Annotated in this window: 21 protein-coding genes and 2 pseudogenes; 13 read left to right on the top strand and 10 right to left on the bottom strand. The window is 67.8% G+C overall.

Going from position 1 to position 25,873, the window contains the following annotated elements; all coding sequences use genetic code 11:
• Both ACTHK2_RS10005 and ACTHK2_RS10000 read left to right on the top strand, forming a co-directional pair.
• Positions 1–379, top strand: a pseudogene (locus ACTHK2_RS10005) (shikimate dehydrogenase); the annotation flags it as partial.
• A gap of 4 nt (positions 380–383) precedes the next feature.
• A complete protein-coding gene (locus ACTHK2_RS10000) occupies positions 384–665 on the top strand; it encodes a YkgJ family cysteine cluster protein (RefSeq protein WP_440245561.1) in 282 nt (93 codons plus the stop codon).
• Positions 666–686: 21 nt separating this feature from the next.
• Here the strand turns inward: ACTHK2_RS10000 and ACTHK2_RS09995 are convergent, their stop codons facing one another.
• Together ACTHK2_RS09995 and ACTHK2_RS09990 are read right to left on the bottom strand one after the other, a co-directional pair.
• Positions 687–1,022 (bottom strand): hypothetical protein, encoded by a 336-nt coding sequence (locus tag ACTHK2_RS09995; protein ID WP_440245560.1) that lies wholly within the window; start codon positions 1,020–1,022, stop codon positions 687–689.
• Positions 1,019–1,546, bottom strand: a complete 528-nt coding sequence (locus tag ACTHK2_RS09990; RefSeq protein ID WP_440245559.1) for a gamma carbonic anhydrase family protein — start codon at positions 1,544–1,546, stop codon at positions 1,019–1,021. Before ACTHK2_RS09990 ends, ACTHK2_RS09995 begins: the two co-directional genes overlap by 4 nt.
• Before the next feature lie 118 nt (positions 1,547–1,664).
• Here ACTHK2_RS09990 and ACTHK2_RS09985 point away from each other — a divergent pair, with 118 nt between their 5' ends.
• From ACTHK2_RS09985 to ACTHK2_RS09975, 3 genes are read left to right on the top strand one after another with little or no spacing between them, the layout of a single operon-like run.
• A complete protein-coding gene (locus tag ACTHK2_RS09985) occupies positions 1,665–3,710 on the top strand; it encodes a M3 family metallopeptidase (protein WP_440245558.1) in 2,046 nt (681 codons plus the stop codon).
• Between the two features lie 31 nt (positions 3,711–3,741).
• Positions 3,742–4,515 carry an exodeoxyribonuclease III gene (xth, locus tag ACTHK2_RS09980; protein ID WP_440245557.1) on the top strand — a complete coding sequence of 258 codons (774 nt, stop codon included), beginning with the start codon at positions 3,742–3,744 and terminating at the stop codon, positions 4,513–4,515.
• Positions 4,505–5,152: a YecA/YgfB family protein gene (locus ACTHK2_RS09975; protein ID WP_440245556.1), complete on the top strand. Its 648-nt coding sequence runs from the start codon at positions 4,505–4,507 to the stop codon at positions 5,150–5,152. Before xth ends, ACTHK2_RS09975 begins: the two co-directional genes overlap by 11 nt.
• A gap of 243 nt (positions 5,153–5,395) precedes the next feature.
• On the opposite strand, the gene ACTHK2_RS09970 is transcribed toward ACTHK2_RS09975, so the two are convergent.
• The 4 genes and pseudogenes from ACTHK2_RS09970 to ACTHK2_RS09955 all read right to left on the bottom strand — a co-directional run bounded on the left by ACTHK2_RS09970 (position 5,396) and on the right by ACTHK2_RS09955 (position 12,030).
• Entirely contained in the window at positions 5,396–7,663 is a 2,268-nt protein-coding gene (locus ACTHK2_RS09970; RefSeq protein WP_440245555.1) for a DPP IV N-terminal domain-containing protein, read from the bottom strand.
• A gap of 77 nt (positions 7,664–7,740) precedes the next feature.
• Positions 7,741–10,041, bottom strand: coding sequence for an ATP-binding protein (locus tag ACTHK2_RS09965; protein ID WP_440245554.1), 2,301 nt, complete (start codon positions 10,039–10,041; stop codon positions 7,741–7,743).
• On the bottom strand, positions 10,038–11,237 hold the full coding sequence (locus tag ACTHK2_RS09960; protein WP_440245553.1) for an EAL domain-containing response regulator: 1,200 nt from the start codon (positions 11,235–11,237) through the stop codon (positions 10,038–10,040). Before ACTHK2_RS09960 ends, ACTHK2_RS09965 begins: the two co-directional genes overlap by 4 nt.
• Positions 11,238–11,331: 94 nt before the next feature.
• Positions 11,332–12,030, bottom strand: a pseudogene (locus ACTHK2_RS09955) (glutathione S-transferase C-terminal domain-containing protein).
• A 146-nt stretch (positions 12,031–12,176) separates the two neighbouring features.
• Here ACTHK2_RS09955 and ACTHK2_RS09950 point away from each other — a divergent pair.
• Positions 12,177–12,458 (top strand): hypothetical protein, encoded by a 282-nt coding sequence (locus ACTHK2_RS09950; protein WP_440245552.1) that lies wholly within the window; start codon positions 12,177–12,179, stop codon positions 12,456–12,458.
• A gap of 9 nt (positions 12,459–12,467) precedes the next feature.
• On the opposite strand, the gene mnmE is transcribed toward ACTHK2_RS09950, so the two are convergent.
• The 4 genes from mnmE to rpmH form a co-directional block, all read right to left on the bottom strand.
• On the bottom strand, positions 12,468–13,814 hold the full coding sequence (gene mnmE, locus ACTHK2_RS09945) for a tRNA uridine-5-carboxymethylaminomethyl(34) synthesis GTPase MnmE (protein ID WP_440245551.1): 1,347 nt from the start codon (positions 13,812–13,814) through the stop codon (positions 12,468–12,470).
• Between the two features lie 4 nt (positions 13,815–13,818).
• Positions 13,819–15,537 carry a membrane protein insertase YidC gene (gene yidC / locus ACTHK2_RS09940; protein WP_440245550.1) on the bottom strand — a complete coding sequence of 573 codons (1,719 nt, stop codon included), beginning with the start codon at positions 15,535–15,537 and terminating at the stop codon, positions 13,819–13,821.
• A gap of 121 nt (positions 15,538–15,658) precedes the next feature.
• The gene (gene rnpA / locus ACTHK2_RS09935) at positions 15,659–16,039 is read right to left on the bottom strand and encodes a ribonuclease P protein component (protein ID WP_440245549.1); all 381 of its coding nucleotides are present in this window, start codon (positions 16,037–16,039) and stop codon (positions 15,659–15,661) included.
• A gap of 20 nt (positions 16,040–16,059) precedes the next feature.
• Positions 16,060–16,200 (bottom strand): 50S ribosomal protein L34, encoded by a 141-nt coding sequence (gene rpmH / locus ACTHK2_RS09930; RefSeq protein ID WP_131993844.1) that lies wholly within the window; start codon positions 16,198–16,200, stop codon positions 16,060–16,062.
• A gap of 200 nt (positions 16,201–16,400) precedes the next feature.
• Here rpmH and dnaA point away from each other — a divergent pair, with 200 nt between their 5' ends.
• The 7 genes from dnaA (at position 16,401) to ACTHK2_RS09895 (ending at position 25,873) form a co-directional block, all read left to right on the top strand.
• Positions 16,401–17,726, top strand: coding sequence for a chromosomal replication initiator protein DnaA (gene dnaA / locus ACTHK2_RS09925; protein ID WP_440245548.1), 1,326 nt, complete (start codon positions 16,401–16,403; stop codon positions 17,724–17,726).
• A 215-nt stretch (positions 17,727–17,941) separates the two neighbouring features.
• Entirely contained in the window at positions 17,942–19,042 is a 1,101-nt protein-coding gene (gene dnaN, locus ACTHK2_RS09920) for a DNA polymerase III subunit beta (RefSeq protein WP_440245547.1), read from the top strand.
• Between the two features lie 58 nt (positions 19,043–19,100).
• Positions 19,101–20,177 (top strand): DNA replication/repair protein RecF, encoded by a 1,077-nt coding sequence (gene recF, locus ACTHK2_RS09915; protein WP_440245546.1) that lies wholly within the window; start codon positions 19,101–19,103, stop codon positions 20,175–20,177.
• Between the two features lie 83 nt (positions 20,178–20,260).
• Positions 20,261–22,669 (top strand): DNA topoisomerase (ATP-hydrolyzing) subunit B, encoded by a 2,409-nt coding sequence (gene gyrB, locus ACTHK2_RS09910; RefSeq protein ID WP_440245545.1) that lies wholly within the window; start codon positions 20,261–20,263, stop codon positions 22,667–22,669.
• A gap of 167 nt (positions 22,670–22,836) precedes the next feature.
• Positions 22,837–24,111, top strand: coding sequence for a tetratricopeptide repeat protein (locus tag ACTHK2_RS09905; protein ID WP_440245544.1), 1,275 nt, complete (start codon positions 22,837–22,839; stop codon positions 24,109–24,111).
• Between the two features lie 298 nt (positions 24,112–24,409).
• Positions 24,410–25,066, top strand: coding sequence for an energy transducer TonB (locus ACTHK2_RS09900; protein WP_440245543.1), 657 nt, complete (start codon positions 24,410–24,412; stop codon positions 25,064–25,066).
• A gap of 93 nt (positions 25,067–25,159) precedes the next feature.
• Positions 25,160–25,873: a MotA/TolQ/ExbB proton channel family protein gene (locus ACTHK2_RS09895; protein ID WP_131993823.1), complete on the top strand. Its 714-nt coding sequence runs from the start codon at positions 25,160–25,162 to the stop codon at positions 25,871–25,873.

Below are 25,873 nucleotides of genomic sequence, written 5' to 3'. Positions count from 1 at the left end.
CAACCGCACCGCGGTGCGCGCGCAGGCACTCACCGATGCACTCGGCGCGCCGGCGCGCGTGTGCGCATGGGACGCGCTGCAGCACGAGGCAGCCTTCGACCTCGTCGTCAACGCGACCTCGGCGGGCCATGCAGGCGAGGCGTTCGACTGGCCGCTCGCGGCAAGCGACGCACCCGCGGCGTGCTACGACCTCTCGTATGGCAAGGCCGCGCAGCCTTTCCTCGCGGCTGCACATGCCGCGCGCGCTCGCACCGTCAGCGACGGGCTCGGCATGCTCGTCGAACAGGCGGCCGAGTCGTTCGAGTGCTGGCACGGCCTGCGTCCGGATACCACGCCCGTGCCCCGCGAACTGCGCGCCTTGCTCGACGCGCGTGGCTGAGCCGATGACTGGCGCATGGACCTCCGCAGTCGCCTGCCGCGCGGGCTGCGGCGCCTGCTGCATAGCGCCGTCGATCTCCTCGCCGATTCCCGGCATGCCGCACGGCAAGCCGGCCGGCATTCCGTGCGTGCAGCTTCGGGATGACTTCCGCTGCGCGCTGTTCGGTGATCCACGACGACCGGCCGTATGCCGCAGCCTGCGCCCGTCGTCGTCGATGTGCGGCGTGGACCGCGACGACGCGTTGGCGATGCTCTCGGCACTCGAGCGCGCCACGCGCCCGGCGTGACGTTGCTTCGGCGAACGCCGATCAGCGCGCGATGAAGCCGCTTCGCTGCGGGTCGAATGCGACGAGATCGAGCGCCGCGACGAGCCGCCGGACCTGCTCGGCTTCGATGTACGCCACCTTCAGCATGGATACGGTGCCGTCCCCGTCGGCGCAGAACAGGAACTCTGCGCCATTGGTGCCGAACCAGGCCTCGACCTCGCCGTGCGGCACCTGCCAGGTCGTGCCGGGAAAAAGCGCATCGATGCGCTCCATCAATTGCTCCGGCGTCGCTATAGGCGCGCGGCAGCCCGCCAGCGCATCGATGTTCGCCGCCTCGCCGCCGGGCGGCCTGGCGAACAGGAAATAGTCGTAGCTCACGCGAGGTAACGCTCCTTGAGCCGCACGTAGTGCGCTGCCGAGTAGTACAGGCGCTCGATCTCCTGGGTGGAGAGCCTGCGTACGCAACGCGCGGGATTGCCGACCCACAGTTCGCCCTCGCCGACGACCTTGCCCGGCGCGACGAGCGCGCCGGCGCCGATCATGCTGTGCCGATGCACGATGGCGCCGTCGAGCACGGTCGCGTGCATGCCGATGAGGCAGGCGTCGTGGATCGTGCATGCGTGCACGACCGCCGCGTGGCCGATCGTGACATCGTTGCCGATGACGAGCGGAAAGCCGTCGTCGGTGTACTCGCCCGCGTGCGTCACGTGCAGGATGGAACCGTCCTGCACGTTCGTGCGCGCGCCGATGCGGATGTAGTGCACGTCGCCGCGCGCGACAACGCCGGGCCAGAGCGATGCGTCGTCGCCGACTTCGACATCGCCGATGAGGTGCGCGCCCGGGTCGACGTAGACGTTCGCGCCGAGGCGCGGAAGGATGCCCTGGTACGGCCGGATGTTCATGGCGGGAGCCTGCGGAAAAGTCGCAAGCCTAGCATCCGCATGCCGCGCAAGGCCGCTTGATTTCCGCGACTCGACGCGCCACGTTGTCGGACCGCACCCGACCATTTTCCAGCCCCAGATGACCGACTCCAATCCGCTGCTCGCCATGTCCGGCCTACCTCGCTTTTCGGCGATCCGCGCCGAACACGTGGAACCGGCGATCGATGCGATCCTTGCCGACTACCGCGCGCGCATCGACGCGTTGCTCGCCACCGACGCCCCGCGCGATTTCGCCGGCGTGCTGCTGCTCGGCGAGGAACTCGAAGACCGCCTCAACCGCGCCTGGGCACCGGTGTCGCACCTGCACGGCGTCGCGGATTCGGACGAGTTGCGCAAGGCCTATGCGGCCGCGCAGGAGAAGATCGTCGAGCACGCAAGCGAACTCGGCCAGAATCGCGCGCTGTATGCGGCGGTGGATGCGGTCGCGGGCCGCGCCGACAACGCCGGCCTGCCGCGCGCCGCGCGCACCCTGATCGAACACGAGCTGCGCGACTTCCGCCTCTCCGGCGTCGCGCTGGAAGAACCGGCGCGCTCGCGTTTCCGCGAGATCGCGAGCGAACTCGCGAAGCTCGCGACCCAGTTCGAGGAAGCCGTGCTCGATGCGACCGATGCGTGGAGCGAACCCGTGACCGACGAGGCCGCCCTCGCCGGCGTGCCCGAATCCGGACGCGCGGTGTTGCGCGCATACGCCGAGGAGAAGTCGCAAGACGGCTGGCTCGTCACGCTCAAGCAACCGAGCGTGCAGGCCGTGCTCACCTACGCCGACGACCGCGGGCTGCGCGAGCGCGTCTACCGCGCCTACCAGACACGCGCGTCGGACCAAGGACCGAACGCGGGCGAATTCGACAATTCCGCGCGCATCGAGCGCATCCTCGCGCTCCGCCACGAGGCTGCGCAGCTGCTCGGCTTCCGCGACGCCGCGGAAGAATCGCTCGCGACGAAGATGGCGCCCTCGCCGGACGCGGTGTTCGCATTCCTGCACGACCTCGCCGCTCGCGCGAAGCCGGTCGCGCAGCGGGAGCTCGAGGAGCTGCGCGCGTTCGCCGCGGACGAACTCGGGATCGCGACGCTCGAGCCCTGGGACATCGGCTACGCCGCCGAGAAGCTGCGCGAGAAGAAGTACGCGCTCAACGAGGAGGAGCTTAAGCCCTACTTCGCGCTCGATCCGGTCCTCGACGGCCTGTTCGCAATCACCGAGCGCGTGTTCGGCGTGTCGCTGCGCCGCCGCGACGGCGTCGATACCTGGCATCCGGACGTGCGCTACTACGACCTCGTCGACGCCGACGGCCGCGTCTTCGCCGGTGCGTACTTCGACCTGTACGCGCGCAGCGGCAAGCGCGGTGGCGCATGGATGGACGTGTGCGCGAACCGGTTCGACCGCGACGATGCGTCGCAGCTTCCGGTCGCGTTCCTCACGTGCAACTTCGCGCCGCCCACGTCGTCGACGCCGTCACTGCTCACCCACGACGACGTCCTCACCCTGTTCCACGAGTTCGGCCACGGCCTGCACCACCTGCTCACCGACGTCGGCCTGCCCGGCGTCGGCGGCATCAACGGCGTCGAATGGGACGCGGTGGAACTGCCGAGTCAGTTCATGGAGAACTTCGGTTGGCGGCGCGAGGCGCTCGACCTGTTCGCGCGCCACTGGCGCACGGGCGAGAAGCTGCCCGACGCGCTGTTCGAACGCATGCAGGCCGCGCGGCATTTCCACGCGGGCCTGTTTCTCGTGCGCCAGCTCGAGTTCGGCCTGTTCGATTTCCGCATCCATCGCGAGTTCGATCCCGCGCGTGGCGCGCGTGCGCTCGAGATCCTCGATGAAGTGCGCGACGAGGTCGCGGTGATCCGTCCGCCGGCGTGGCAGCGCTTCCCGCACGCGTTCACCCACATCTTCGCTGGCGGCTATGCGGCGGGTTATTACAGTTATCTCTGGGCCGAAGTGCTGTCCGCCGACGCCTTCGCGCGCTTCGAGGAAGCGGGCGTGTTCGACCGCGCGACCGGCGAGGCGTACCGCAAGTCGATTCTCGCCGTCGGCGGTTCGCGCCCCGCACTCGAATCATTCGTGGAGTTCCGCGGGCGCGAGCCGCAGCCGGACGCATTGCTGCGCAGTTACGGGCTCGCGGCCTGAGCACGCCGCAGCCTTGCGCTAAGATGAACCGATGAAGATTGCGAGCTGGAACGTCAATTCGCTCAACGTGCGCCTGCCGCACCTCGAGCGGTGGTGCACCGCGGCCACGCCGGACATCGTCGCGCTGCAGGAAACCAAGCTCGAGGACGCCAAGTTCCCGGTCGCCGCGCTCGAGGCGGCCGGATACCACAGCGTCTATTCGGGGCAGAAGACCTACAACGGGGTCGCGATCCTCGCGCGCACGCCGATCAGCGACGTCGAGCACGGCATCGCCGGCTTCGACGATCCGCAGCGGCGCATCCTCGCCGCGACGGTCGGCGACGTGCGCATCGTCAACCTGTACGTCGTCAACGGGCAGTCCGTCGGCAGCGAGAAGTACGCGTACAAGCTCGAGTGGCTCGCCAGGGTCGGCGCGTTCCTCGCCGAGGAAATCCGCCGCCACCCGCGCCTCGTCGTGCTCGGCGACTTCAACATCGCGCCGGACGATCGCGACGTGCACGATCCGGCTGCCTGGCACGAGCAGGTGCTGTGCTCGACGCCCGAGCGCGACGCGCTGCGGCGCGTGCTGGACGTCGGCCTCGTCGACAGTTTCCGTCTGTTCAACGAGGACGGCGGACACTACAGCTGGTGGGACTATCGCCAAGGCGCGTTCCGTCGCAACCTCGGCCTGCGCATCGACCTCGTGCTCGTGTCCGAAGCCTTGCGCGGCCATTGCCGCGGCGCCTCGATCGAGCGCGAGCCGCGCACGTGGGAGCGCGCATCCGACCATACACCCGTCGTCCTGGAACTCGAAGATGACCGCTGACTGGATGGTGTCGCCGAGCGACAACGAACTGGAAGAACTCGATCGCTTCCTGCGCGCGCACGCGGGCGACGAGGACATGCTGCTCGACGGCGTGCACGGTTTCCTCACCGCGCTCGCGATCGGTCCGGTTCCGGCGAAGCCGGAAGAGTGGCTGCCGGAGATCCTGCACGAGCCGTTCGCGGACGCGCACGAGGGCGAGCGCGTGCTGACCCTGCTCGCGCGGCTCAACGATGCGATCGCGCCCGAGCTCGAAACCGGCAGTTACGAGCCGATCCTCGGTGAACTCGACGTGGAGGAGGGCCCACCCGCGTTCACCGCGCGCGGCTGGTGCGAAGGCTTCTCGCGCGGCATCGATCTGCGCGCACCCTCGTGGGAAGGGCGCCTGGGCCAGGATTCGGAGCTGATGGAACTGTTGTCGCCGATCATCGCCCTCGCGATCGACGACGGCGTGTTCGAGAGCGATGCCGAGTTCGCGCCGCTCGGCGACGAGGACTACGACGAGTGCCTCGCACAGATTCCGAACGCCGTCGGCGCCGTCGCGGAGTACTGGCGCGCGCATCCGCTCGCCGCCGACGAAACCCCGGGCGAAGGCGGCGCGCTGCCGCCACGCAGGCGCGGTGGTCGCTGGGTGCACTGATCCGGCGGCGCGGCTGGCGTCCTGCGAGCATCGCGACTGATCAAGGTCGAAGGCCGGAGCCGTGCGGACGCGCAGGGCGATGAAATCGGATCCACCGCTGCGCGGCGTGATCCGCCCTCGCGCAACCCAAGAAGTGGCGCGCGCTTATCGTGCGGGCAGCGGAAGCCGCAATGGTCTTCGGCCCTCGCCTCACGGACCATCGCGCGCGCGTCGCAGCGGCACACAAGGCCGCACGGCGTCGTGTCAACGCGCGGCGTTCCCCTTGGCGGCCGGCGCCGCAGCCGCTGCCGGCACACGCGCGAGCTTATCGTCGAAGTACGCCGCGATCATCGCGTAGACGTGCTTCTTCAACGCCGGCGTCGACAAGCCATGTTTCGCACCCGGATAGGTCATCAGCCGGAACGGCACGCCACGTTGCTGCAGGGCGGCCATGAGCTTGGTCGAATGGGTGAACAGCACGTTGTCGTCGGCCATGCCGTGCACGAGGAGCAGCTTGTCGGGCTGCAGGCCATCGAGCCAGTGCAGCACGTCCGACGCCTCGTAGCCGCCCGCGTTCGCCTGCGGCGCATCGAGGTAGCGTTCGGTGTAATGGGTGTCGTACAGCGACCAGTCGGTCACCGGCGCGACCGCGACACCCGCCGCGAATGCATCGCCGGCCTTGGCGAGCAGCATGAGCGTCTGGTAGCCGCCGTAGCTCCAGCCGAAGATGCCGATGCGTTGCGCGTCGACGTACGGCTGCGCCTTCAGCCACGCGACGCCCGCGAGCTGGTCGGCGACTTCAGCCTTGCCGAGCTGGCGGAAGATCGCGTCGGAAAAGCGCCGCCCCCGCCGTGGCGTGCCGCGATTGTCGAGCGCGAAGACGACGTAGCCATGCTGCGCCATGTACTGCTCGAAGTGCGCGCCCCAGGCACGGCTCACGTATTGCCGGCCGGGCCCGCCGTAGTAGGTCATGAACACCGGGTAGCGCTTGCCTTCCTCGTAACCGAGCGGCTTGTATACGCGGTAGTAGAGGTCCTGGCCGTCCTCGCTTGCGAGATGGCCGAACGTCGGCTCGACGAGGCTGTCGCGATACGGCCAGTACGGATGGCCGGGCTTGAGTTCGTTCTGCTCGATCCACGCGATGCGACTGCCGTCGGGCTTGCGCAACGAAACCTGGGGTGGCGTGTGCGGATCGGAATAGGTGTCGATCCAGGCCGCCGCATTGTCGCCGAACACCGCCTCGTGCCAGCCGTCGCCTTCGCTGATGCGGCGCGCGCGATCCGCTTCGCTGCCGTCGAGGCGCGCCGCATAGACCTGCGCCTGCAGCGGATCGTCGCGGTTCGCCGCGAAATAGACGGTGCCGCCCTTCTCGTCGATCGCGAGCAGCTTGTCGACGTCCCATGTGCCGCGCGTTATCGCGCGGCGCAGGCGCCCGTCCAGGCCGTAGACGTACAGATGCTTGTGGCCGTCGCGCTCGGATGCCCAGACGAACGCATCCTCGTTCTTCAACAAGCGCAGGTCGTCGTGCAGGTTGACCCAGGTCGGGCGCGTTTCGCTGAGCACGGTCACCTGGCGCTGCGTCGCGAGGTCGGCGACGACGAGGTCGAGCACGCGCTGGTTGCGACTCTCGCGCTGGAATGCGAGCCGCTTGCCGTCCGGCAGCCAGTCGACGCGCGCGAGATAGATGTCCGCGTCGCGGCCGAGGTCGACCCAGTGCGTCTTGCCGCCGCGCGGCGCGACGACGCCAAGGCGCACCGACACGTTCGGCCGGCCCGCCGCGGGGTAGCGCTGGCGCACCGTCGTGCTGCGATCGGCGTACACCTCGGTGCGCTCGACCTCGTCGACTTTCGCTTCGTCGTAACGCTCGAACGCGATCGCGCTGTCGTCCGGCGCCCACCAGTAGCCGGTCGCGCGGTCCATCTCTTCCTGCGCGACGAACTCGGCTTCGCCGTTGTGCACGGTGCCGCTGCCGTCGTGGGTGAGCTGGTAGTTGAGGTTGCGCTCTAGGTCGATCACGTAGAGGTTCTGCCGGCTCACGAACGAGACGTAGCCGCCGCCCGGCGAGACCTTCGCGTCGTTGACCTCGAACCCGTGTGGCGTGAGCGCACGCAGCTGCGCACCGGGTTTGCCGTTTAGGTCGTACAGCCACAGGCGTTCGTCGACGCTGAACAACAGCTTGTGGCTGTCGGGCGACCACCGGTACGACACGATGCCCTTAAGCTGCGCGATGCGCTCGCGTTCGCGTCGCGCCTTCTCGGCGTCGGAGAGTTCCCTGTGCTCGCCGAGTGCGGCCGAATCGACGAGGCGCTGCATGGTTCCGCTGGCGATCTCGTATTGCCAGAGGTCGAGCTGGTTCTGGTCGTCCTCGCGGCCTCGCAGGAAGCCGACGCGCGTGCCGTCCGGCGCGATCTTCAGCGCGCGCGGGCTCGGCCCGTTGAGGTCGGGATCGCCGTAGATGCGTTCGATGGTCAGGCGTTCGGCGTGCACGAGAGGGCTCGAGAGAAGCAGCGCGGACAGCAACAGGCGATACATGGACGGACTCCGCAGGATCGGCGCATTAGAGCGCAGCGCGCGCGCAGCGCCAAGCCACACAGGTCACGGGTCGTGCATCACGACGTCGCTTCGATGCCACGTCCGGTGGCGAAGCGGTCGAGCAGGCGGCGGAGTTCGGCGAGTTCTTCCCCGAGCGAATCCTCCGGTGCCGTGCGCGCCGCGTCCTCGATGCGTGCCGCGCAGGCCGCCACCGCGTCGGCGCCGACGAGCCCGCTGGCGCCCCTGATGCGATGCGCCTCGCGTGCGATCGCATCGGCGTCGTGCGACGCGACGGCCGCGGCGAGCGCCGCGAGGTCGTGTCGAGTGCTGTCGACGTAGTCGCGCACGAGATCGGCGTCGACGGCGAGCGGCGCCGGCACGGCCGGCTGCGCATGATCGAACGGGAGGTAGCGGTGCAGCGCGGCCGCAATCAGCTGCAGCGGCGCCGGCTTCGCGATGAAGTCGTCGATGCCGGCGGCGCGGCTGCGTTCGACCTCCTCGGTGCTCACGTTCGCGCTCATCGCGATGATCGGCCGGCGAGGGCGCAGGCCCGCGCGTTCGTCGGCGCGCACCGCTTCGGCGAGCGAGTAGCCGTCGCGTCGCGGCATGTGCAGGTCGGTGAGCAGCAGCGCGTAGCGCGCGCTGCGCCAGCGTTCCAGCGCCGATTCGCCGTCGGCGGCGACGTCGCAGGCATAGCCGAGCTGGCGCAGCTGGCGCGAGATCACGGCGCGATTGGTCGGGTGGTCGTCGACGAGCAGGATCAGGCGGCCGCTCCGCTCTGCTTCGTCGATGCTCGGCGCGACTCGCGCAGGCGCAGCCGCCAACGGCGACGCCGACGCGACCAGCGCGGGATCGGCCAGCGGAAGCTGCACGACCAGACTCATCGTCGTGCCCGCGCCAAGGCGGCTTTCCACCGTGATCTCGCCGCCCATGAGCTCGGCCAGGCGGCGGCAGATCGAGAGACCGAGGCCGCTGCCGTCGGCACGCTGCGCGCTGCCGTCGCGGGCCTGCACGAACGGCTGGAACAGCCGCGCCTGGTCCTCCGCGCCGATGCCGATCCCGGTGTCGCGCACGCGCAGCGCGACGAGTTCACGCTGGCCGGCCGCGGCGAGCCGATCGAGCGCGACGACGACGCTGCCGCGCTCGGTGAACTTCAGCGCGTTGGAAAGGAAGTTGCTGAGGATCTGCCGCAGGCGCAGCGGATCGGCGACGTGCGCCGGCGCGAGGCGCGCATCGATCGTGCAGTCGAGGTGCAATCCCTTCGCCGACGCGGTGGCGAGGAAGTTGCCGGTGGATGCGCGCACGAGTTCGCGCAGGTCCACCGCCACCGGCAGCAACTCGAGGCGGCCCGCCTCGATCTTCGAGAAGTCGAGGATGTCGCCGATGATCTGCAGCAGGCTTTGCGCCGAGCCCTGCACGATCTCCACCTGCTGGCGCTGGTCGGCGTCGAGGTCGGTGCGCGCGAGGAGTTCGAGCATGCTCGCGACGCCGACCATCGGCGTGCGGATTTCGTGGCTCATCGAGGCGAGGAACGACGACTTCGCGCGGCTCGCCGCGAGTGCGCGTGCTTCGCTGTCGCGCAGTTCGCCCTCGTAGCGGAGCAGGTCCTGGCGCATCGTCGACAGCGCCTCGTGCACTTCGCCGAGTTCGCCGTCAGGTGCGTAGCCGCCCGGCTCGAACTCGCGTTCGCGCGCGTGGCGGGCGAGGTGCTTGAGGCTTTCCACGCCCTTGTAGATGTTGCGCAGCATGCTGCGCCCGACCACGAGCACGATGAGCAGCGTGATCATGCTGAGGATCACGCGCCAGCGTCCGACGCGACGCGCGGTGTCGAGGTGCGCACCGATCATGCGTTCGGTGTCGAACATCTTGAGGTCGGCGAGGAATTTGAGGCGGGAGGCGACCGGGTCCATCGCCGGATAGAGCTCGGTGTCGGCGAAGCGGCCGAGCGCGCCGATGTCCGCCGCGCGGAAGATCGCGATCAACCTGTCGGCCGCGCGGTCTGCGCTCACGCGTGCACGCGCGACTTCGTCGACGACCGCGCGCTGCTCGGGCGGCAATGGGGAAGCGACGAGCTCCTTCCAGTCGCGGTCGATCGCGCGGCGCGCCCCCTCGACGACTTCGATGCCCTGTTCCCAGCCCATGAGGTTGTTGCGCACGCGGAACACGGCGCTGACGATATCGAGGCCGTAGGCGTCTGAGATCGATTTGGCCAGGCGCAGCCCGGCGAGCGACTGCTGCTGCACGCGCTGGAACGTCCCGACGTCCGAACGCTGGTTGATCTCGTCGAGCACCAGCACGGTGAACCCGGTCAGCAACAGCAGGCCGAACAGCGCTTGCAATTGCACGCGGATGCGGACGCGGCGGTACAGCGGGATCATCGCGTCGGCGCACCCTCGGGCTGGTGCCAGTCGCGGATCGCGCCGGGCAGCGCGTGGCCCGGCACCGCGGCGCTGACGAGGAAGCCCTGCACCTGCTGGCAGCCCAGCTCCGCGAGCATCTGCCATTCCTCGACCGTCTCGACGCCTTCGGCGACGACCGTGAGGTGGAGCTTGCGCGCGAGGTCGAGGCTCGCCTCGACCACGGCGCGCTTGCGCGGTTGCGTCGGCGCGCCGCTGACGAAGCCGCGGTCGATCTTGAGTTCGGTGAACGGGATCTGCGACAGCTGCGCGAGCGACGAGTAGCCGGTACCGAAGTCGTCGATGGCGAGGCCGAAGCCCTTGAGGCGCAAGCGCGCGAGCACGTTGAGCACGTGTGCGGCTTCGCTCATGACCGAACTTTCGGTGACTTCGATGACGATGTCGCGCGGGCGCGCGCCCTGGTCGGCGACGATCTGCTGGTAGCGATCGGCGGTCGCGACGTCGGCGAGGTTGAGCATCGACACGTTGACCGACAGGCCGAGTTCGAGCCCGTCGTCGGCCCAGCGCCTGCGCCAGCGGCACGCCTGCTCGAGCATGCGCTCGGTGAGCGCACCGATCATGCCTTCGCGCTCGAGCAACGGAATGAAGCGAGCCGGGCCGACCAGGCGGCCCTCGTGCGGCCAACGCGCGAGCGCCTCGACGCCGATCACGTGGCCGGTGCTGATCGCGACCTTCGGCTGGAACCACGCCTCGAACTCGCCCGCGGCCAGCGCGCGGCGCAATGCGTCCGGACCGATCTCGACGTCGGGCTCCGCGGCCGGACTTTCTTCCTGGGTGTGGAAGCGCCCCAGCACCTCGGCGAGTTTGAGCGTGGTGAGCGGCTTCTCGACGACACCGAGGACGCGCAGGCCGTACGCGCGTGCCATGCCCTGCACGGTATTGAGCAGCGCAGGGTCGAGCGCGCTCGTGAGCACGATCGCGCCGGCGCGCTGCTGCGAGGCGACGTGGCCGATGAATTCGATGCCGTCCATGCCGGGCAGGTCGAGGTCGACGAGCACGACGTCGGCGGGCGCCGCCTGCAGCGCGGTCAACGCGGCGCGACCTTCGGCCGCCGCGTCGACGCGGCGCAGCCCGAGTTCCTCGAGTAGGCGCAACGCGACGCGGCGCTGGAAGCCATGGTCCTCGACCACCAGCACCGACAATTCGGACAAGCGCATCGTCAGCCCTCCCTGGCTCCAGACTAGCGCAAAGCGCGCGGCATGCAGAAGGCGCGTGGCCCCGCCGCGCGCGGGCGCGGGCCGGGGCCGCGCCTCAGCGCTGCGGCGATTGGCCGAACAGCACGCGCCGCTCCTCGTCGCTGAGCGGACGGTCGCCCGGCGGACTCACTTCGACGCCGCGCGCTTACGGGCGCTGCGTCGCCGGCCGTGCGGCGATCGCGGCGTGCCAGCGGCGGATTTCCGGGTAAGCGGCAAGGTCGATCGGCGCCTTGCCGTACGGACTGATCCACGGATAGCAGGCGATGTCGGCGATCGTGTAGTCATCGCCGGCGATGAAGGCGCGCCCGGCGAGGCGGCGTTCGAGCACGCCGAGCAGGCGATGCGCTTCCTTCGTGTAGCGCTCGATCGCATACGGAATCGGCTCGGGCGCATACACGCGGAAGTGTCCGTACTGGCCGGTCATCGGGCCAAGGCCGGCCATCTGCCAGAACAGCCACTGCAGTACGGTCTGGCGGCCGCGCAGGTCCGGCGGGATGAAGCGGCCGGTCTTGTCGGCGAGATAGAGCAGTATCGCGCCCGATTCGAACAGGCTGAGCGGCGCGCCGCCGTCGGCCGGCGCATGGTCGACGATCGCGGGCATGCGGTTGTTCGGCGCGATCGCGAGGAATTGTGGCCGGAATTGCTCGCCCGCGCCGATGTCGACCGGCTTGATCGTGTAGTCGAGCCCGCTTTCCTCGAGGAACATCGTGATCTTGTGGCCATTGGGCGTGGGCCAGTAGTGCAGGTCGATCATGATCGGTCTCCGTGGCGGTTCGCCGGTTGTTGGGTCGGGTGGGCGCGTTATCAACGCGCGGCCCCGGGCACGGCATGCCTGGGCGTGGCGGGGCGCGCTTGCTTGGAATGCCGGCGGCACGGTCGCGATGCGCCTCGGTGCGAACGGTGCCGCGTCCGATCAGCTCCTCCTGTCGGGCGCGTTGTCGCGCCAAGGCGCGGGGCAGCTACGCGTTCCATTTCAGCGACGGCGCGACGCCGCCGAGCGCGGGCGCGACCTACACGCTCATCCGCTACGCGAGCCAGAGCGGATTCAGCGCGGCGGATTTCAGCTACGTCTGCACGGGCAGCGCGAACGCCCTGGTCGGCGAATTCCGGCTCGATCCCGACGCGCTGCATTTCGTCGTGATCTCGACCCCGGTGGAGCTGCGGTGGTTTGAAATCGATTGAGCGGCGGCGTCACTTGCCGATGCAGAACGACGAGAATATCTCGCCGAGCAGGTCGTCGGCGCTGACTTCGCCGGTGATCTCGCCGAGCGCCTCGTGCGCGCGACGCAGGTCTTCCGCGGCGAGTTCGCCGGCGTTGCGTCCGGCTAGCGCCGCGACCGCCGCCTCGAAATGTGCAGCGGCCCGCTCGAGCGCGGCGACATGGCGCGCACGTGCGGTGAATGCGCCCGCATCGCCTTCGCCCGCGCCGGCGTGATGGCGCAGCTCGGCGACGAGGCCGTCGAGGCCCTCGCGCGAGCGCGCCGACAACCACAGGTGGACGATGCCGTCGCGTTCGTCGCGCCGCGCGCGCGTGCCGGCGAGATCGATCTGGTTGTGCACGACGATGCGCGCAGCTCGCGGCGGAAGCGTGCGCAGCAGCTCGAGATCGCGCACGCCCTCGTCGTCGTCGCTGACGAGCACGGCGAGGTCGGCGCGTTCGAGCTCGCCGCGTGCGCGGCGGATGCCTTCGCGCTCGACGACATCCGCCGCGTCACGCAGGCCCGCGGTGTCGACCAGCGTGAGTGCGATGCCGTCGAGGTCGATCGTCTCGCGCAGCACGTCGCGCGTGGTGCCGGCGACGTCGGTGACGATCGCGCGTTCGCTCGCCGCGAGCGCGTTGAGCAGGCTCGACTTGCCGACGTTCGGCCGGCCGACGATGACGACGTGCAATCCGTCGGCGAGGCGCACGCCACGGCGCGTCTCGCCGAGCAGCGCACCGACGTCGGCGCGTGTCGCCCCGACTTCGCCGGCGAGTTCGGGCGCCTTCAGGAAATCGATCTCCTCTTCGGGGAAATCGATCGCTGCTTCGATCCATACGCGCAATCGCAGGACGCGCTCGGAGAGCGCATGCACGCGCGCCGAGAACTCGCCGTCGAGGCTGCGTTGCGCCGCGCGCGCGGCTGCTTCCGAGCCGCTCGCGATGAGGTCGGCGACTGCTTCGGCCTGCGCGAGGTCGATGCGCCCGTTGAGGAATGCGCGCTCGGAGAATTCGCCGGCGCGGGCGTGCCGCGCGCCGAGTTCGAACAAGCGCGCGAGCAGCATGCGCAGCACGACGGGGCTGCCGTGCGCCTGCAGCTCGAGCACGTCCTCGCCGGTGTAGGAATGCGGCGCGGGAAACCAGAGCAGCAGGCCGCGATCGATGACGCTGCCGTCGGACGAACGAAAGGCCGCGTAGTGCGCATGGCGCGCGCGCGGCGTGCGGCCGAGCATGGCGCGGGCGATGGCAGCGGCACGATCGCCCGATACGCGCAGCACGCCGACGCCGCCCGCGCCGGGCGCGCTCGCCACGGCTGCGATCGTGTCGGCGCGCCCGCTCATCGCATCAGGCCGCGGCCGCCTTCTCGCCGGCGTCGATGCGGCGCGTGATGATCCACTGCTGCAGCAGGCCGAGGCCGCCGTTGACGGTGTAATAGAGGACGAGGCCGGCCGGGAAGAACGCGAACAGCACCGAGAACACGACCGGCATGATCTTCATCATCTTCGCCTGGGTCGGATCCATTCCCGCACTCGGCGTGAGCATCGTCGTCGCGATCATGACGAGGCCGTTGAGTACGGGCAGCACGTAGTAGGGATCGGGCGCGGTGAGGTTCTGGATCCAGCCGATGAACGGCGCCTGGCGCAGCTCGACGCTCTCCAGCAACACCCAGTACAGCGCGAAGAACACCGGGATCTGCACCAGCATCGGAAGGCAGCCCGCGAGCGGGTTCACCTTTTCCTTCTGGTACAACTCCATCATCGCCATGTTCATCTTCTGGCGGTCGTCGCCGTAGCGTTCCTTCAGCGCCTGCATGCGCGGCTGCAGCTTGCGCATCTTCGCGCCGGAGCGGTACTGCGTTTCGCTGAGCTTGAAGAACAGCGCCTTGATGATCAGCACGAGCAGGATGATCGCGAAGCCCCAGTTGCCGGTGAGCTTGTGCAGCTGCGCGAGCAACCAGTGCAGCGGCTCGGCGATCACCGTGAACATGCCATAGTCGACGGTCAGGCTGAGGCCGGGCGCGATCTGATCGAGCGTGCTCTGCAGCTTCGGGCCAACGTAGAGGCGCGCGGCGTCAGTGTGGGTCGCGCCCGCTGCGATGTTGATCGCAGGCGACTGCGTGCGGATCAGGTAGCGATTGACCGCACTGCCGTCGGCCGCTTGCGCGACGTAGGTCTTGGTCGAGTACTGATCGCTCTCGCCCTGCGCCGGGATCCACGCCGCGAAGAAGTAGTGCTGCAGCATCGCCGCCCAGCCATCGGCAATCGGCTTGTCGAGCGGCTCCTTGGCGAACTGTTCGAACTTGAGCTTCTGGAACTTGTCGGCCGGGCTGTACCAGGCCGCGCCGACGAAGCTGTAGCGCTCGATGTTGCTGTATCCCTTGATGCCGCTGGTGTCGATGACCGGCGGTACGCGCTGCAGCTGGCGGTAGGCATTGCCGGTCCACGCGGCGCCGCTGTTGTTGGTGATTTCCTGGCGCTGCTCGATCACGTAGCTGCCGCGCTTGAACACGAACACCTTGCGCACGGCGACGCCGGACGCGTCGCTCCAGCTCAGCGGCACCTCGACCGTGTCGCTGCCGCCGGCGAGCGAGTAGGCGGTCTTTTCCGCGCTGTACTGCGCCTGGTGGTCGGGCGCGGCACCGCTCGCGCTGACCAGCCCGCTCTGCGCCTCGAAGAAACCCGCGTCGCTGCTGTCGAGCAGGCGCTTGGGATGGGCGTAGTCCTTGGGCTGCATCGGGTAGGCGAGGAGGTCGGCGACGACGACGTTGCCGCCGCGCGTGTCGATCTCCACGCGCAGCACGTCGGTCTCGACGACGACGCGCTGGCCCGATGCACTCGCGATCGAGTCGGGCGCCGGCTTCGCTGCGGGCGCGGCGTGCGCGCTCGCGCTCGGCACGTCGGCGCCGTTGGTGGTGGCGGCCGCCGAAGGCGATGGGGCCGCGGCCGTGGCCGCAGCCGGCGTGCTGCCGGCAGGCGGCTTGGCGTAGTCCTCCTGCCATTGCATCCAGAACAGGTAGCCGATGAACAGCAGGGCGATCAGCAGGAAGTTGCGCGGACTCGTCATAGGAAACCGGTTCGGACTGAAGATGTGTCGCCGGGCGGCAGGCGGTCGCGCCACGCGCTGCCGTCACACTGCCTGGGGGCGGGGTCGGGAGTGGACGCGCGGGAAGCGCGACGCTGGAAAGTCAGTCGCGCATTGTGCCGGCCGCATCCGCGCCGTTCAACGCCGCGATGCGCTGCCAGAGGCGGGCGAACTCGGCGTGCAGGCTCAGGTTGTCCTCATGGTCGGCACTGCTGCGCGCGATCACCAGGATGTCGACCGCGGGCAGCGCGTCGCGATGGCGACGGAAGCTGTCGCGGGCGATGCGCTTGATCCGATTGCGGTGCACCGCACTCTTGGAGACCTTGCGGGAAACGGCGAGGCCGAGGCGTGCGCCACCCGTGTCGCGCGGGGCGACTTCGGCGGTGAGGTGGCGGGTGCCGATGCGCCGGCTGGTGGAGCGCAGCCGGGCGAAATCGCGAGGGGTCAACAGGCGCGCCGCGCGCGGAAAGGTTGCGGGCGCCATTCGAAGCTTCGCTGCCGGCGTCAGACGGCGAGGCGCTTGCGACCCTTGGCGCGACGGGCGTTGATGACCTTGCGGCCGCCACGGGTCTTCATGCGCGCACGGAAGCCGTGGTCGCGGACGCGCTTGAGGTTGCTCGGCTGGTAGGTGCGCTTGGTGGCCATGATGGTGCCAACTTGCTGAATGGAAAAGGGCGCGGATGGTAGGCGGCGGCGCGGCTGCCTGTCAAGGCGCAGACGCCGCGGGCCCGCGTGGCGCGGGCGGGGACGATGCCGCCGTGCTGCTAGACTTTCGCATCTTGCCCCCATCTCGCGCGAGCCTCGATCGGCCGGCTCGCTGCCCGCATCCGGAAACACACCCTGCAATGAGCGAACTTTGGCGCCGCTGTCTTTCCCGCCTCGAGGCGGAATTCAGCGCAGAGGATCTGCATACGTATCTGGCCCCCCTGCAGGTCAGCGAGGAAGAATCGGGCTTCACGCTGTGGGCGCCGAACGCGTACACGATGGAGACCGTGCGTGAGCGCTTCCTTGCGCCGATCGTCGAAGTGCTCGAGCACCTGTGCGACGGGCCGGTCGCGGTCGACGTGCAGGTCGGCGGGCGCACGCCGGACCGTGGCGTCGGCAGGCCTGCGGCCCGCGGCCGGAATGCGCCCGAGCGCGCCGCGGGTCCGGAGTCGAACCTCGACCCCAACTACACGTTCGAGAATTTCGTCGAAGGCAAGTCGAACCAGCTCGGCAAGGCGGCGGCGACCCAGGTCGCGATGAACCCCGGCCGCGCCTACAACCCGCTGCTTCTCTACGGTGGCACCGGCCTCGGCAAGACGCACCTCATGCATGCCGCGGGCAACCTGATGCGCGCGAACAAGCCGGACGTCAAGATCCTCTACCTGCGCTCGGAGCAGTTCGTGAGCGGCATGGTGCGCGCGCTGCAGCAGAAGGGCATGGACGACTTCAAGCGGCGCTTCCGCTCGGTCGATGCGTTGCTCATCGACGACATCCAGTTCTTCGCCGGCAAGAACACGACGCAGGAAGAGTTCTTCCACACGTTCAATGCGCTGTTCGAGGGCAAGCAGCAGATCATACTGACCTGCGACCGGTACCCGAAGGAAGTGGACAACCTCGAGCCGCGCCTGAAATCGCGCCTCGGCTGGGGCCTCTCGGTCGCGATCGAACCACCCGACTTCGAGACGCGCGCCGCGATCGTGCTGGCCAAGGCGCAGGCGAAGGGCGTGGAGCTGCCTGAAGAGGTCGCGACCCTGATGGCCAAACGCATGCGCTCGAACGTGCGTGACCTCGAAGGCGCGTTGAACACGCTGGTCGCGCGCGCGAACTTCGAAGGCCGGCGCATCAGCAGCGACTTCGCCCAGGAAACGCTGCGCGACCTGCTCACCGTGCACGCGCAGGCGATCACGATCCCTAACATCCAGAAGACCGTGGCAGACTACTACCAGCTGCGCCTGGCGGATCTTTTGTCGAAGAAGCGCAGCCGATCGATCGCGCGGCCGCGGCAGATGGCGATGGGGCTCGCCAAGGAGCTGACCGAGCACAGCCTGCCGGAAATCGGCGACGCCTTCGGCGGCCGCGACCACACGACGGTATTGCATGCGTGCCGCACGATTCGCGACCTGCGCGAAACGGACGGCAAGCTGCGTCAGGACTGGGAAAAGCTCGTGCGTACGCTGACCGAGTGAAAAAGCACGGGCGATACCTGTGGACAAGCTGTGCCGAACGCGCGACCCGAATATTATCCACAGATGACCCACAGGCGCGGCGGCGAGTTCTACAGCACAGAGACCCCAAGCAAGCGTTTGATTTTATTGGGATATATTCGCTCCGGCGAGTTGTGCACAAGCTAAGCAACCACCATCGCTCCACATAAAGAAACCAAAGACAGGAACGGCAGACCATGCGATTCAGCATCCAGCGCGAAGCTCTCCTCAAGCGGCTGCAACATGTGGTGGGCGTGGTGGAACGGCGACAGACGCTGCCCGTTTTGGCGAACCTGCTCGTCGTTGTCGATGGCAGCGGTGTTGCGTTGACCGGTACGGACCTCGAAGTCGAGATGGTTGCGCGGACCGCGGCAGACGATCTCGACGCGGGCGAAGTGACAGTGCCCGCGCGCAAACTGTTCGACATCTGTCGCGCACTGCCCGACGGCTGCCGCATCAAGTTCGAGCAGAGTGGCGAGCGCGTCACCGTGAGCGCAGGTCGCAGCCGGTTCACCCTGGCGACCTTGCCGGCGACCGAGTTCCCGCCGATCGACTCGATCGAACTCGTCGAGCGCGTCGCACTGCCGGAAGCGACGCTGAAGGAACTCATGGATCGCACGGGTTTCGCGATGGCGCACCAGGATGTCCGCTACTACCTCAACGGCATGCTGCTGGACCTCCGCGAACAGGCGCTGCGGTGCGTGGCGACCGACGGCCACCGGCTCGCGCTCGCGGAAGCCAAGCTCGAGTCCAAGGTGGCTTCGCCGCGACAGGTGATCGTGCCGCGCAAGGGCATCAACGAGTTGCAGGGCCTGTTCGAGTCGGGCGATGGCGTGGTGGAACTCGAGTTCGCCCGCAATCACCTGCGCGTTCGTCGCGGCGATGTCACGTTCACCTCGAAGCTCATCGATGGCCGCTTTCCGGATTACGAAGCCGTCATTCCGATCGGGGCCGACAAGGAAGTGCGGCTGCAGCGTGACGAGATGCGCGCGGCGCTGCAGCGCGCGGCGATCCTTTCGAATGAGAAGTACCGCGGCGTGAAGATCGAGGTCGCGCCGAACCGCGTACGCGTCGTCGCCCACAATCCGGAACAGGAAGAAGCGGTCGAGGAAGTGGAGGCGCGTACCGGTGTTTCCGACCTCAGCGTCGGCTTCAACGTGAACTACCTGCTCGACGCGCTCGGCGCGATCAGCAGCGAGGAAGTGCTTCTTTGCCTGCGCGATGGCCAGTCGAGCTGCCTCGTGCGCAAACCCGATTCGGACGACACGCGGCACGTGATCATGCCGCTGCGGCTCTGACCAATAAAACAGCGTCTCGCGTAACCGGCGGCGCTTTCGCAAGGTTGCGCCGCTACGCATGAACCTGCGCGAACTCAGAATCGAGAACCTGCGCGTTCTGGCGCAGGTCGAGCTCGCGCCGGCGCCCGGCTGGAATATCTTCACGGGCTCGAACGGCGCCGGCAAGACGTCCCTGCTCGAGGCGGCCTATCTGCTCTCCCATGGCCGCAGCTTCCGAACGAGCGTGCGCGAGGCACTCGCACGGGACGGGAGTGGCGGCTACTCAGTCTTTGGCGAGATCGAGCGTTCGGGTGGACGGGTTCGCGTTGGCCTGGCGCGGACCGCTCGCGGGCTCGACGCGAGGATCGACGGCGCAGAAGTGCCGATCGGCGAGCTGTTGCGTCAGACCGCGGTGCTGTGTTTCGAACCCGGCTCGCACGAGCTCATTGCCGGAACATCCGAAGAGCGGCGGCGCTATCTGGACTGGGGCGTGTTCCACGTGGAACACGAATTCCTTCCGACGTGGCGGCGCTATCAGCGGGCGCTCAAGCAGCGCAATATCCTGCTGCGCCGACTCGCGTCGCCTGCCGAGCTCGATCCGTGGGACCACGAGCTGGCCCGCGCGGCCGCACCTCTCGCTGCGATGCGCCGCAGCTACTTCGATGCGCTGGTGCCCCATGTGCGGCTGCTGCTGGTGGACCTGCTGCCGGAGCTCGGTGAGCCGATGATCGAATTCGATCCTGGCTTCGACGACACGCAGTCGTTGGTGCGCGTCCTCGCCGATCGCCTGGAGCGCGACCTTGCGCGTGGGCATACCGGGCGGGGTCCTCATCGCGCCGACTGGGCGCTCGGCTTCGCGGCTGCCCGGCGGCGCGACCATCTTTCGCGCGGCCAGCAAAAGCTCAGCGCGTTCGCCTTCGTCCTTGCCCAGGCGCGCCTGTTCGCAGAACGCGCCGGCGAGTGGCCGTTGATCTGCCTCGATGATCTCGCTTCGGAAGTCGACGCCGAACACCAGCGGCGTGTCCTACGGGCCGTCGCGGCGACGCGGGCGCAGGTGTTCCTGACCGGTACGGAGGAATCGAGCGCATTGGCCGAAGCGGTCGGTGCGCCCGCAAGGTTCCACGTGGAACATGGCCGCGTAGCCCGGCAGGGATAACGGCGCGGCTGCTATAATTCTGCGATTGAACGCCCGGTCCTGGCCCGCTTTCGCGGGTTGGCCATGCTGCGTCCGGAGATCGAATGACCGACCAATACGATTCAAGCAAGATCAAGGTCTTGAAGGGCCTCGAAGCCGTGCGCAAGCGGCCCGGCATGTACATCGGCGACACCGACGACGGTACCGGTCTGCACCACATGGTGTTCGAGGTCGTCGACAACTCGATTGACGAAGCCTTGGCGGGATATTGCGATCACGTCATCGTCACGATCCACGCGGACGGCTCGGTCAGCGTCGTCGACAACGGCCGCGGCATCCCGGTCGACATCCAGCCGGAAGAGGGCCGTTCCGCAGCCGAAGTCGTCATGACCGTGCTGCACGCCGGCGGCAAGTTCGACGACAACAGCTACAAGGTTTCGGGCGGCCTGCACGGCGTCGGCGTATCCGTCGTCAACGCGCTGTCGGACCACCTCTGGCTGACGATCTGCCGCGACGGCTACGAACACCAGCAGGAATACGCGCTCGGCGAGCCGCTGTATCCGCTCAAGGTCGTGGGTCCGTCGACGAAACGCGGCACGACGGTGCGGTTCCACCCGAGCCCGGCGACGTTCTCGACGATCGAATTCCACTACGACATCCTCGCCAAGCGCCTGCGCGAGCTGTCGTTCCTCAATTCCGGCGTCAAGATCGAGCTCGTCGACGAGCGCACCGACAAGCGCGACGTCTTCCAGTACGAGGGCGGCATCCGCTCGTTCGTCGAGCACCTGGCACAGCTGAAGACGCCGCTGCACCCGCAGGTCGTCGGCTTCAGCGCGCAGCACGAGGGCACCACCGTCGACGTCGCGATGCAGTGGACCGACGCGTATCAGGAAACGGTATTCTGCTTCACCAACAACATCCCGCAGCGCGATGGCGGTACGCATCTCGCCGGCTTCCGCGCGGCGCTGACGCGGACGTTGTCGAACTACATCGAGTCGGCCGGCCTGCAGAAGACGGCGAAGGTCGCGTTGTCCGGCGACGACATGCGCGAAGGCCTCATCGCGGTGCTATCGGTCAAGGTGCCGGACCCGAAGTTCTCGTCGCAGACGAAGGACAAGCTCGTCTCGAGCGAGGTCAAGGGCGTCGTCGAATCGATCGTCAACCAGAAGCTCGAGGAATTCCTGCTCGAGAACCCGACCGAGGCGCGCGCGATTGCGGCCAAGGTCGTCGACGCAGCACGCGCGCGTGAAGCCGCGCGCAAGGCGCGCGAGATGACGCGCCGCAAGGGCGCGCTCGACATCGCGGGCCTCCCAGGCAAGCTCGCCGACTGCCAGGAGAAGGACCCGGCGTTGTCCGAACTGTTCATCGTGGAGGGCGACTCCGCCGGCGGCTCCGCGAAGCAGGGCAGGAACCGCAAGAACCAGGCGATCCTGCCGCTCAAGGGCAAGATCCTCAACGTCGAGCGCGCCCGCTTCGACCGCATGCTGAGCTCGGCCGAAGTCGGAACGCTGATCACCGCGCTTGGTACCGGCATCGGCAAGGACGAGTTCAACGTCGACAAGCTGCGTTACCACCGCATCATCATCATGACCGACGCGGACGTCGACGGTTCGCACATCCGCACGCTGCTGCTCACGTTCTTCTACCGCCAGATGCCGGCGCTGATCGAGCGCGGGCACGTCTACATCGGCCTGCCGCCGCTGTACAAGCTCAAGCAGGGCAAGCAGGAGCTCTATCTCAAGGACGATGCAGCGCTCAATGCCTACCTCATTTCGAGCGCCGTCGATGGAGCCGAACTCGCCTACAGCGCGGACGCGCCGCCCGTGAGCGGTTCGGGCCTGGAAAAGCTCATGGGCGTGTACCGCGCGGCGCTCGATCAGATCGACCGGCTCTCGTTCCGCTTCGATGCGGCCTTCCTGCACGCGCTCATCGACGCGCCGTTCACGAGCGAAGGCTGGCAGGATCCGGCCGCGCTGCAGGCGTGGACCGACCGCCTTTCCGCCGCGCTGTCGAGGACCGGGCTGGGCCGTCCCCGCTACACGGTGCGCGTGCAGGCGCCTGCCGCGGACCATGCGGCCGCGCTCGTCGTCGAGCGCGACCAGCATGGCCTGCGCCACACGCAGGTGTTGCCCGCGACGTTCCTCGCTGCGGCCGAGTTCCGGCCGATCGTCGATGCGGCGAGCCAGCTCTCGGGGCTGGTGCAGCCCGGCGCGCAGGTCCGCCGTGGCGGCAGGAGCCAGGCTATTTCGAGCTTCGGCGATGCCTACAGCTGGCTCATGGACGAAGCCAAGCGAGGCCGCACGATCCAGCGCTTCAAGGGCTTGGGCGAAATGAATCCGGAGCAGCTGTGGGATACCACGGTCAACCCGGATACGCGCCGCCTGCTCCAGGTCAGCATCGAAGACGCGGTCGCCGCCGACCAGATCTTCTCGACGCTGATGGGGGACGTGGTCGAACCACGCCGCGACTTCATCGAACAGAACGCGCTGCGCGTCGCCAACCTCGACGTCTGACTACGGGACGGCGCGCCGTGTCCACGGTGGCGCTTCATGCTGCTAAGCAGCATGTGAAGACCTGTATGCGTGCTTGTGCAGTTCGCGCGCACGGGGGTACCCTCTGCGCCCCGTTTTAGTCGCCCACCAGTGGACGACATCCTTCGTATGTTCAGGAGTGGATCGACATGAAACTCTCGAAGTGGCTCATCGTCGCGGTGTGCAGCGCCGCCATGGCGTGCGGCTCGGTCGCGTTCGCCAAAGACAAGAAGGAAGAGAACAAGTATCCGAACGCGACGCGCCAGGAGCCGAAGGTCAGCATGTCCTCGGGCGACCAGCGCGCGCTCAACAAGGCGGCCGACCTCGTCAACGAGAACAAGCCCGACGAAGCCCTGCCGCTGATCCAGAAGGTCATCGACAACGGCAGCGCCAGCAAGTACGCGCAGGCATTCGCGCACCAGTTGCTCGCGCAGATCTACTGGGACCAGGAGAAGGGCGCGCAGTCGATCGACGAATACAAGAAGGCGATCGCTTTCGACGCACTGCCGAACGACGGCCAATTCCAGCTCGTGTTCGCGCTCGCGCAGACGCAGATCCAGGAAGAGAAATACCAGGACGCACTCGCGACGCTCGCCGAGTGGGAGAAGCTGACCGGCGCGCAGACCGCCGATGAACTCGCGCTCAAGGCGAACGCGTACTACCGCGTCGACCAGTTCCAGCCGGCAGTCGACGCGATGAAGAAGGCGCTGTCGATGACCGACAAGCCGAGCGACAGCTGGACGCAGATCCTGATGGCGAGCTATTTCGAACTGAACCAGTTCGACCAGGCCGCCGAACTCATCAAGGGCCAGCTCGCCAAGGACCCGAACAACAAGAAGCTGATCAACCAGCTCGCGACCGTCTACATCCAGGGCGACAAGGAACAGATGGCGCTCGACCTCATGGCGAAGGCGAAGAGCCAGGGCCTGGTCACGACCAACGACGACTACGTCCAGCTCGCCAAGCTCTATGCCCAGGCGGACAAGCCGAAGGACGCCGCGGCGACGATGAAGGAAGGCTTCGCCAAGGGCGTGCTGCAGGGCACCTACGACAACTACAAGCTGCAGGGCGACGTCTGCACGCAGGCCGAGGACGATCCGTGCGCGATCGAGGGCTACAGCAAGGCCGCGCCGATGTCGAAGGACGGCAACGTCGACTACCAGCTCGGCTACCTGCTGTTCTATTCGGGCAAGTCGAAGGAAGCGATCGATTCGCTCGACAAGGCGATTTCGCGCGGCGGCCTGCGCCAGGAAGGCGAAGCCTACCTGCTGCGCGGCGACGCGAAGAACGATCTCGGGCAGGGCGCGGCCGCCACGGCGGACTGGCAGAAGGCGGCCGGTTACGCGAGCACCAAGACGATGGCCGACCAGCGCCTCAAGGCCGCCAAGAGCGGCGCGAAGATCAACCGCGCCAAGAAGAAGTAAGAATTGCGTTCCGCGCACGCGCTGCAACCCGCAGCCGCGTGCGCGGAACCATAATGAGGACCAAGGGCCGTCAACCCCGGGGAGGGGTCATGGCCGTTGGAACCTCAGGTTCCACCGAAGAACGTCACACAACTCCATAATCACGTGCAGGTCGCCCGCTGCAACCGCTTGTCCTGAGGGCATCCGCTGTTGTACCGTGGCCAGCTCTTGCGCCTACGCCTCTCGGGGTTTGCAATCGGGGCGAAGCGACGGCGTCGCCACGACGGCCGCACAGACACAATCTCGTTGGTCAATACTGATGGCAGATACCAATCAATCTGGCGGCGACTTCAGCTGGCGACGCGTCACGGCGTTTGCAAGTGCATTCGCTCTGCACGCCTTCGCGTTCGCGATGATGATGGCGCCGGTCGCCCCGCCGCCGCCGAAGGACAAGACCATCGACAAGAAAGTGATGGTCGAGTTCATCGAGCCGCCGCCGCCGCCGCCGCCGCCGCCGCCGCCGCCGCCGGAGCCGCCGAAGAAGCCGCCGCCGAAGATCATCGAAAAGGTGCAGCCACCGCCGAAGGCACCGCCGCCGCCGCCGGCTCCGCCGATCGTGACGGAGGAAGCGACGCCGATGTCGACGCCTGCGCCGCCGCCGGCTCCGCCTGCGCCGCCGCCTCCGCCGGAAGATATCGCGCCGAGCGAGAACATCAGCTACCGTAAGATGCGTCCGCCGCGCTATCCGCCGCAGGCCGCTCGCCAGCATCAGCAAGGCAAGGTGCTGCTGAAGGTCCTCGTCGGTGTCGACGGCTCGCCACAGGAAGTGACGGTCGAAAAATCCAGCGGCTCGCGCCTGCTGGATCAGGCAGCGATCGAAGCCGTGAAGACCTGGAAATTCAATCCAGGTTCAAAGGGTGGTAGACCCAGCTCCGGGTATGCCTTGGTTCCCATCGAATTCAATTTGACCGAGTAAGGTAACGCCATGCAGCAAGATGCCTCTCAGACCCCCGCAGCGGCTCAGCCTGCTGTCGTTTCCGCTCCCGGTGGCGGCAGCAATGCCGCAGCCATGAGCCAGATGGGCTTCCACGATCTGATCCAGAACTTCGACGTGCTCGGCTGGATCGTCTTCATCACGCTGTGCGTGATGTCGATCTCGTCGATTTACTTCGTGGTCGCCAACTTCCTGCGCAACGGCATGATCCGTGCGCGCATGGAGAAGGTCATCAACACGTTCTGGGACACGCCGTCCGCACAGGACGCCGTGCGCTTCCTCGAGGAACAGCCGAAGGGCGAACCGTTCTCGAAGATCGCGCTCGACGCCGCGCAGGCCGCCGCGCACCACCAGCGCAACGAAGGCAGCCGCCTCGTCGAGGCACTGAACCGTTCCGAGTTCATCGACCGTTCGCTGCGCCAGGCCGTCGCTCGCGAGAGCCTGCGCCTCGAAGGCGGCATGACGGTGCTCGCCACGGTCGGTTCGTCGGCGCCGTTCGTCGGCCTGCTCGGTACCGTGTGGGGCATCTACCACGCGCTGATCAAGATCGCCGCGTCGGGCAATGCCTCGATGGAAGCGGTCGCCGGCCCGGTCGGTGAGGCGCTAATCATGACCGCGTTCGGTCTGTTCGTCGCGATCCCGGCGGTGCTCGCGTACAACTTCTTCGTGCGCCAGAACCGCGTGATCTACGCGCGCTTCGACGAGTTCGCGCACGACCTGCACGATTTCTTTGCGACCGGTTCGCGCGTCGACGGTGGCGCTGCTCCGGTTGCCGTCGCGAGGAAGTAA

The sequence above is a fragment of the Dokdonella sp. genome, assembly GCF_051958935.1.
Lineage (GTDB): Bacteria > Pseudomonadota > Gammaproteobacteria > Xanthomonadales > Rhodanobacteraceae > Dokdonella_A.
This window is presented reverse-complemented; position numbering and strand designations above follow the sequence as displayed.

What these genes read in the sequence shown, in the direction of transcription:
- ACTHK2_RS10000 (WP_440245561.1), top strand. Translation starts at nt 384, where the DNA reads ATGACTGGCGCATGGACCTCCGCAGTCGCCTGCCGCGCGGGCTGCGGC.
- ACTHK2_RS09990 (WP_440245559.1), bottom strand. Translation starts at nt 1,546, where the DNA reads ATGAACATCCGGCCGTACCAGGGCATCCTTCCGCGCCTCGGCGCGAAC.
- ACTHK2_RS09985 (WP_440245558.1), top strand. Translation starts at nt 1,665, where the DNA reads ATGACCGACTCCAATCCGCTGCTCGCCATGTCCGGCCTACCTCGCTTT.
- xth (WP_440245557.1), top strand. Translation starts at nt 3,742, where the DNA reads ATGAAGATTGCGAGCTGGAACGTCAATTCGCTCAACGTGCGCCTGCCG.
- ACTHK2_RS09975 (WP_440245556.1), top strand. Translation starts at nt 4,505, where the DNA reads ATGACCGCTGACTGGATGGTGTCGCCGAGCGACAACGAACTGGAAGAA.
- ACTHK2_RS09970 (WP_440245555.1), bottom strand. Translation starts at nt 7,663, where the DNA reads ATGTATCGCCTGTTGCTGTCCGCGCTGCTTCTCTCGAGCCCTCTCGTG.
- ACTHK2_RS09965 (WP_440245554.1), bottom strand. Translation starts at nt 10,041, where the DNA reads ATGATCCCGCTGTACCGCCGCGTCCGCATCCGCGTGCAATTGCAAGCG.
- ACTHK2_RS09960 (WP_440245553.1), bottom strand. Translation starts at nt 11,237, where the DNA reads ATGCGCTTGTCCGAATTGTCGGTGCTGGTGGTCGAGGACCATGGCTTC.
- mnmE (WP_440245551.1), bottom strand. Translation starts at nt 13,814, where the DNA reads ATGAGCGGGCGCGCCGACACGATCGCAGCCGTGGCGAGCGCGCCCGGC.
- yidC (WP_440245550.1), bottom strand. Translation starts at nt 15,537, where the DNA reads ATGACGAGTCCGCGCAACTTCCTGCTGATCGCCCTGCTGTTCATCGGC.
- rnpA (WP_440245549.1), bottom strand. Translation starts at nt 16,039, where the DNA reads ATGGCGCCCGCAACCTTTCCGCGCGCGGCGCGCCTGTTGACCCCTCGC.
- rpmH (WP_131993844.1), bottom strand. Translation starts at nt 16,200, where the DNA reads ATGGCCACCAAGCGCACCTACCAGCCGAGCAACCTCAAGCGCGTCCGC.
- dnaA (WP_440245548.1), top strand. Translation starts at nt 16,401, where the DNA reads ATGAGCGAACTTTGGCGCCGCTGTCTTTCCCGCCTCGAGGCGGAATTC.
- dnaN (WP_440245547.1), top strand. Translation starts at nt 17,942, where the DNA reads ATGCGATTCAGCATCCAGCGCGAAGCTCTCCTCAAGCGGCTGCAACAT.
- recF (WP_440245546.1), top strand. Translation starts at nt 19,101, where the DNA reads ATGAACCTGCGCGAACTCAGAATCGAGAACCTGCGCGTTCTGGCGCAG.
- gyrB (WP_440245545.1), top strand. Translation starts at nt 20,261, where the DNA reads ATGACCGACCAATACGATTCAAGCAAGATCAAGGTCTTGAAGGGCCTC.
- ACTHK2_RS09905 (WP_440245544.1), top strand. Translation starts at nt 22,837, where the DNA reads ATGAAACTCTCGAAGTGGCTCATCGTCGCGGTGTGCAGCGCCGCCATG.
- ACTHK2_RS09900 (WP_440245543.1), top strand. Translation starts at nt 24,410, where the DNA reads ATGGCAGATACCAATCAATCTGGCGGCGACTTCAGCTGGCGACGCGTC.
- ACTHK2_RS09895 (WP_131993823.1), top strand. Translation starts at nt 25,160, where the DNA reads ATGAGCCAGATGGGCTTCCACGATCTGATCCAGAACTTCGACGTGCTC.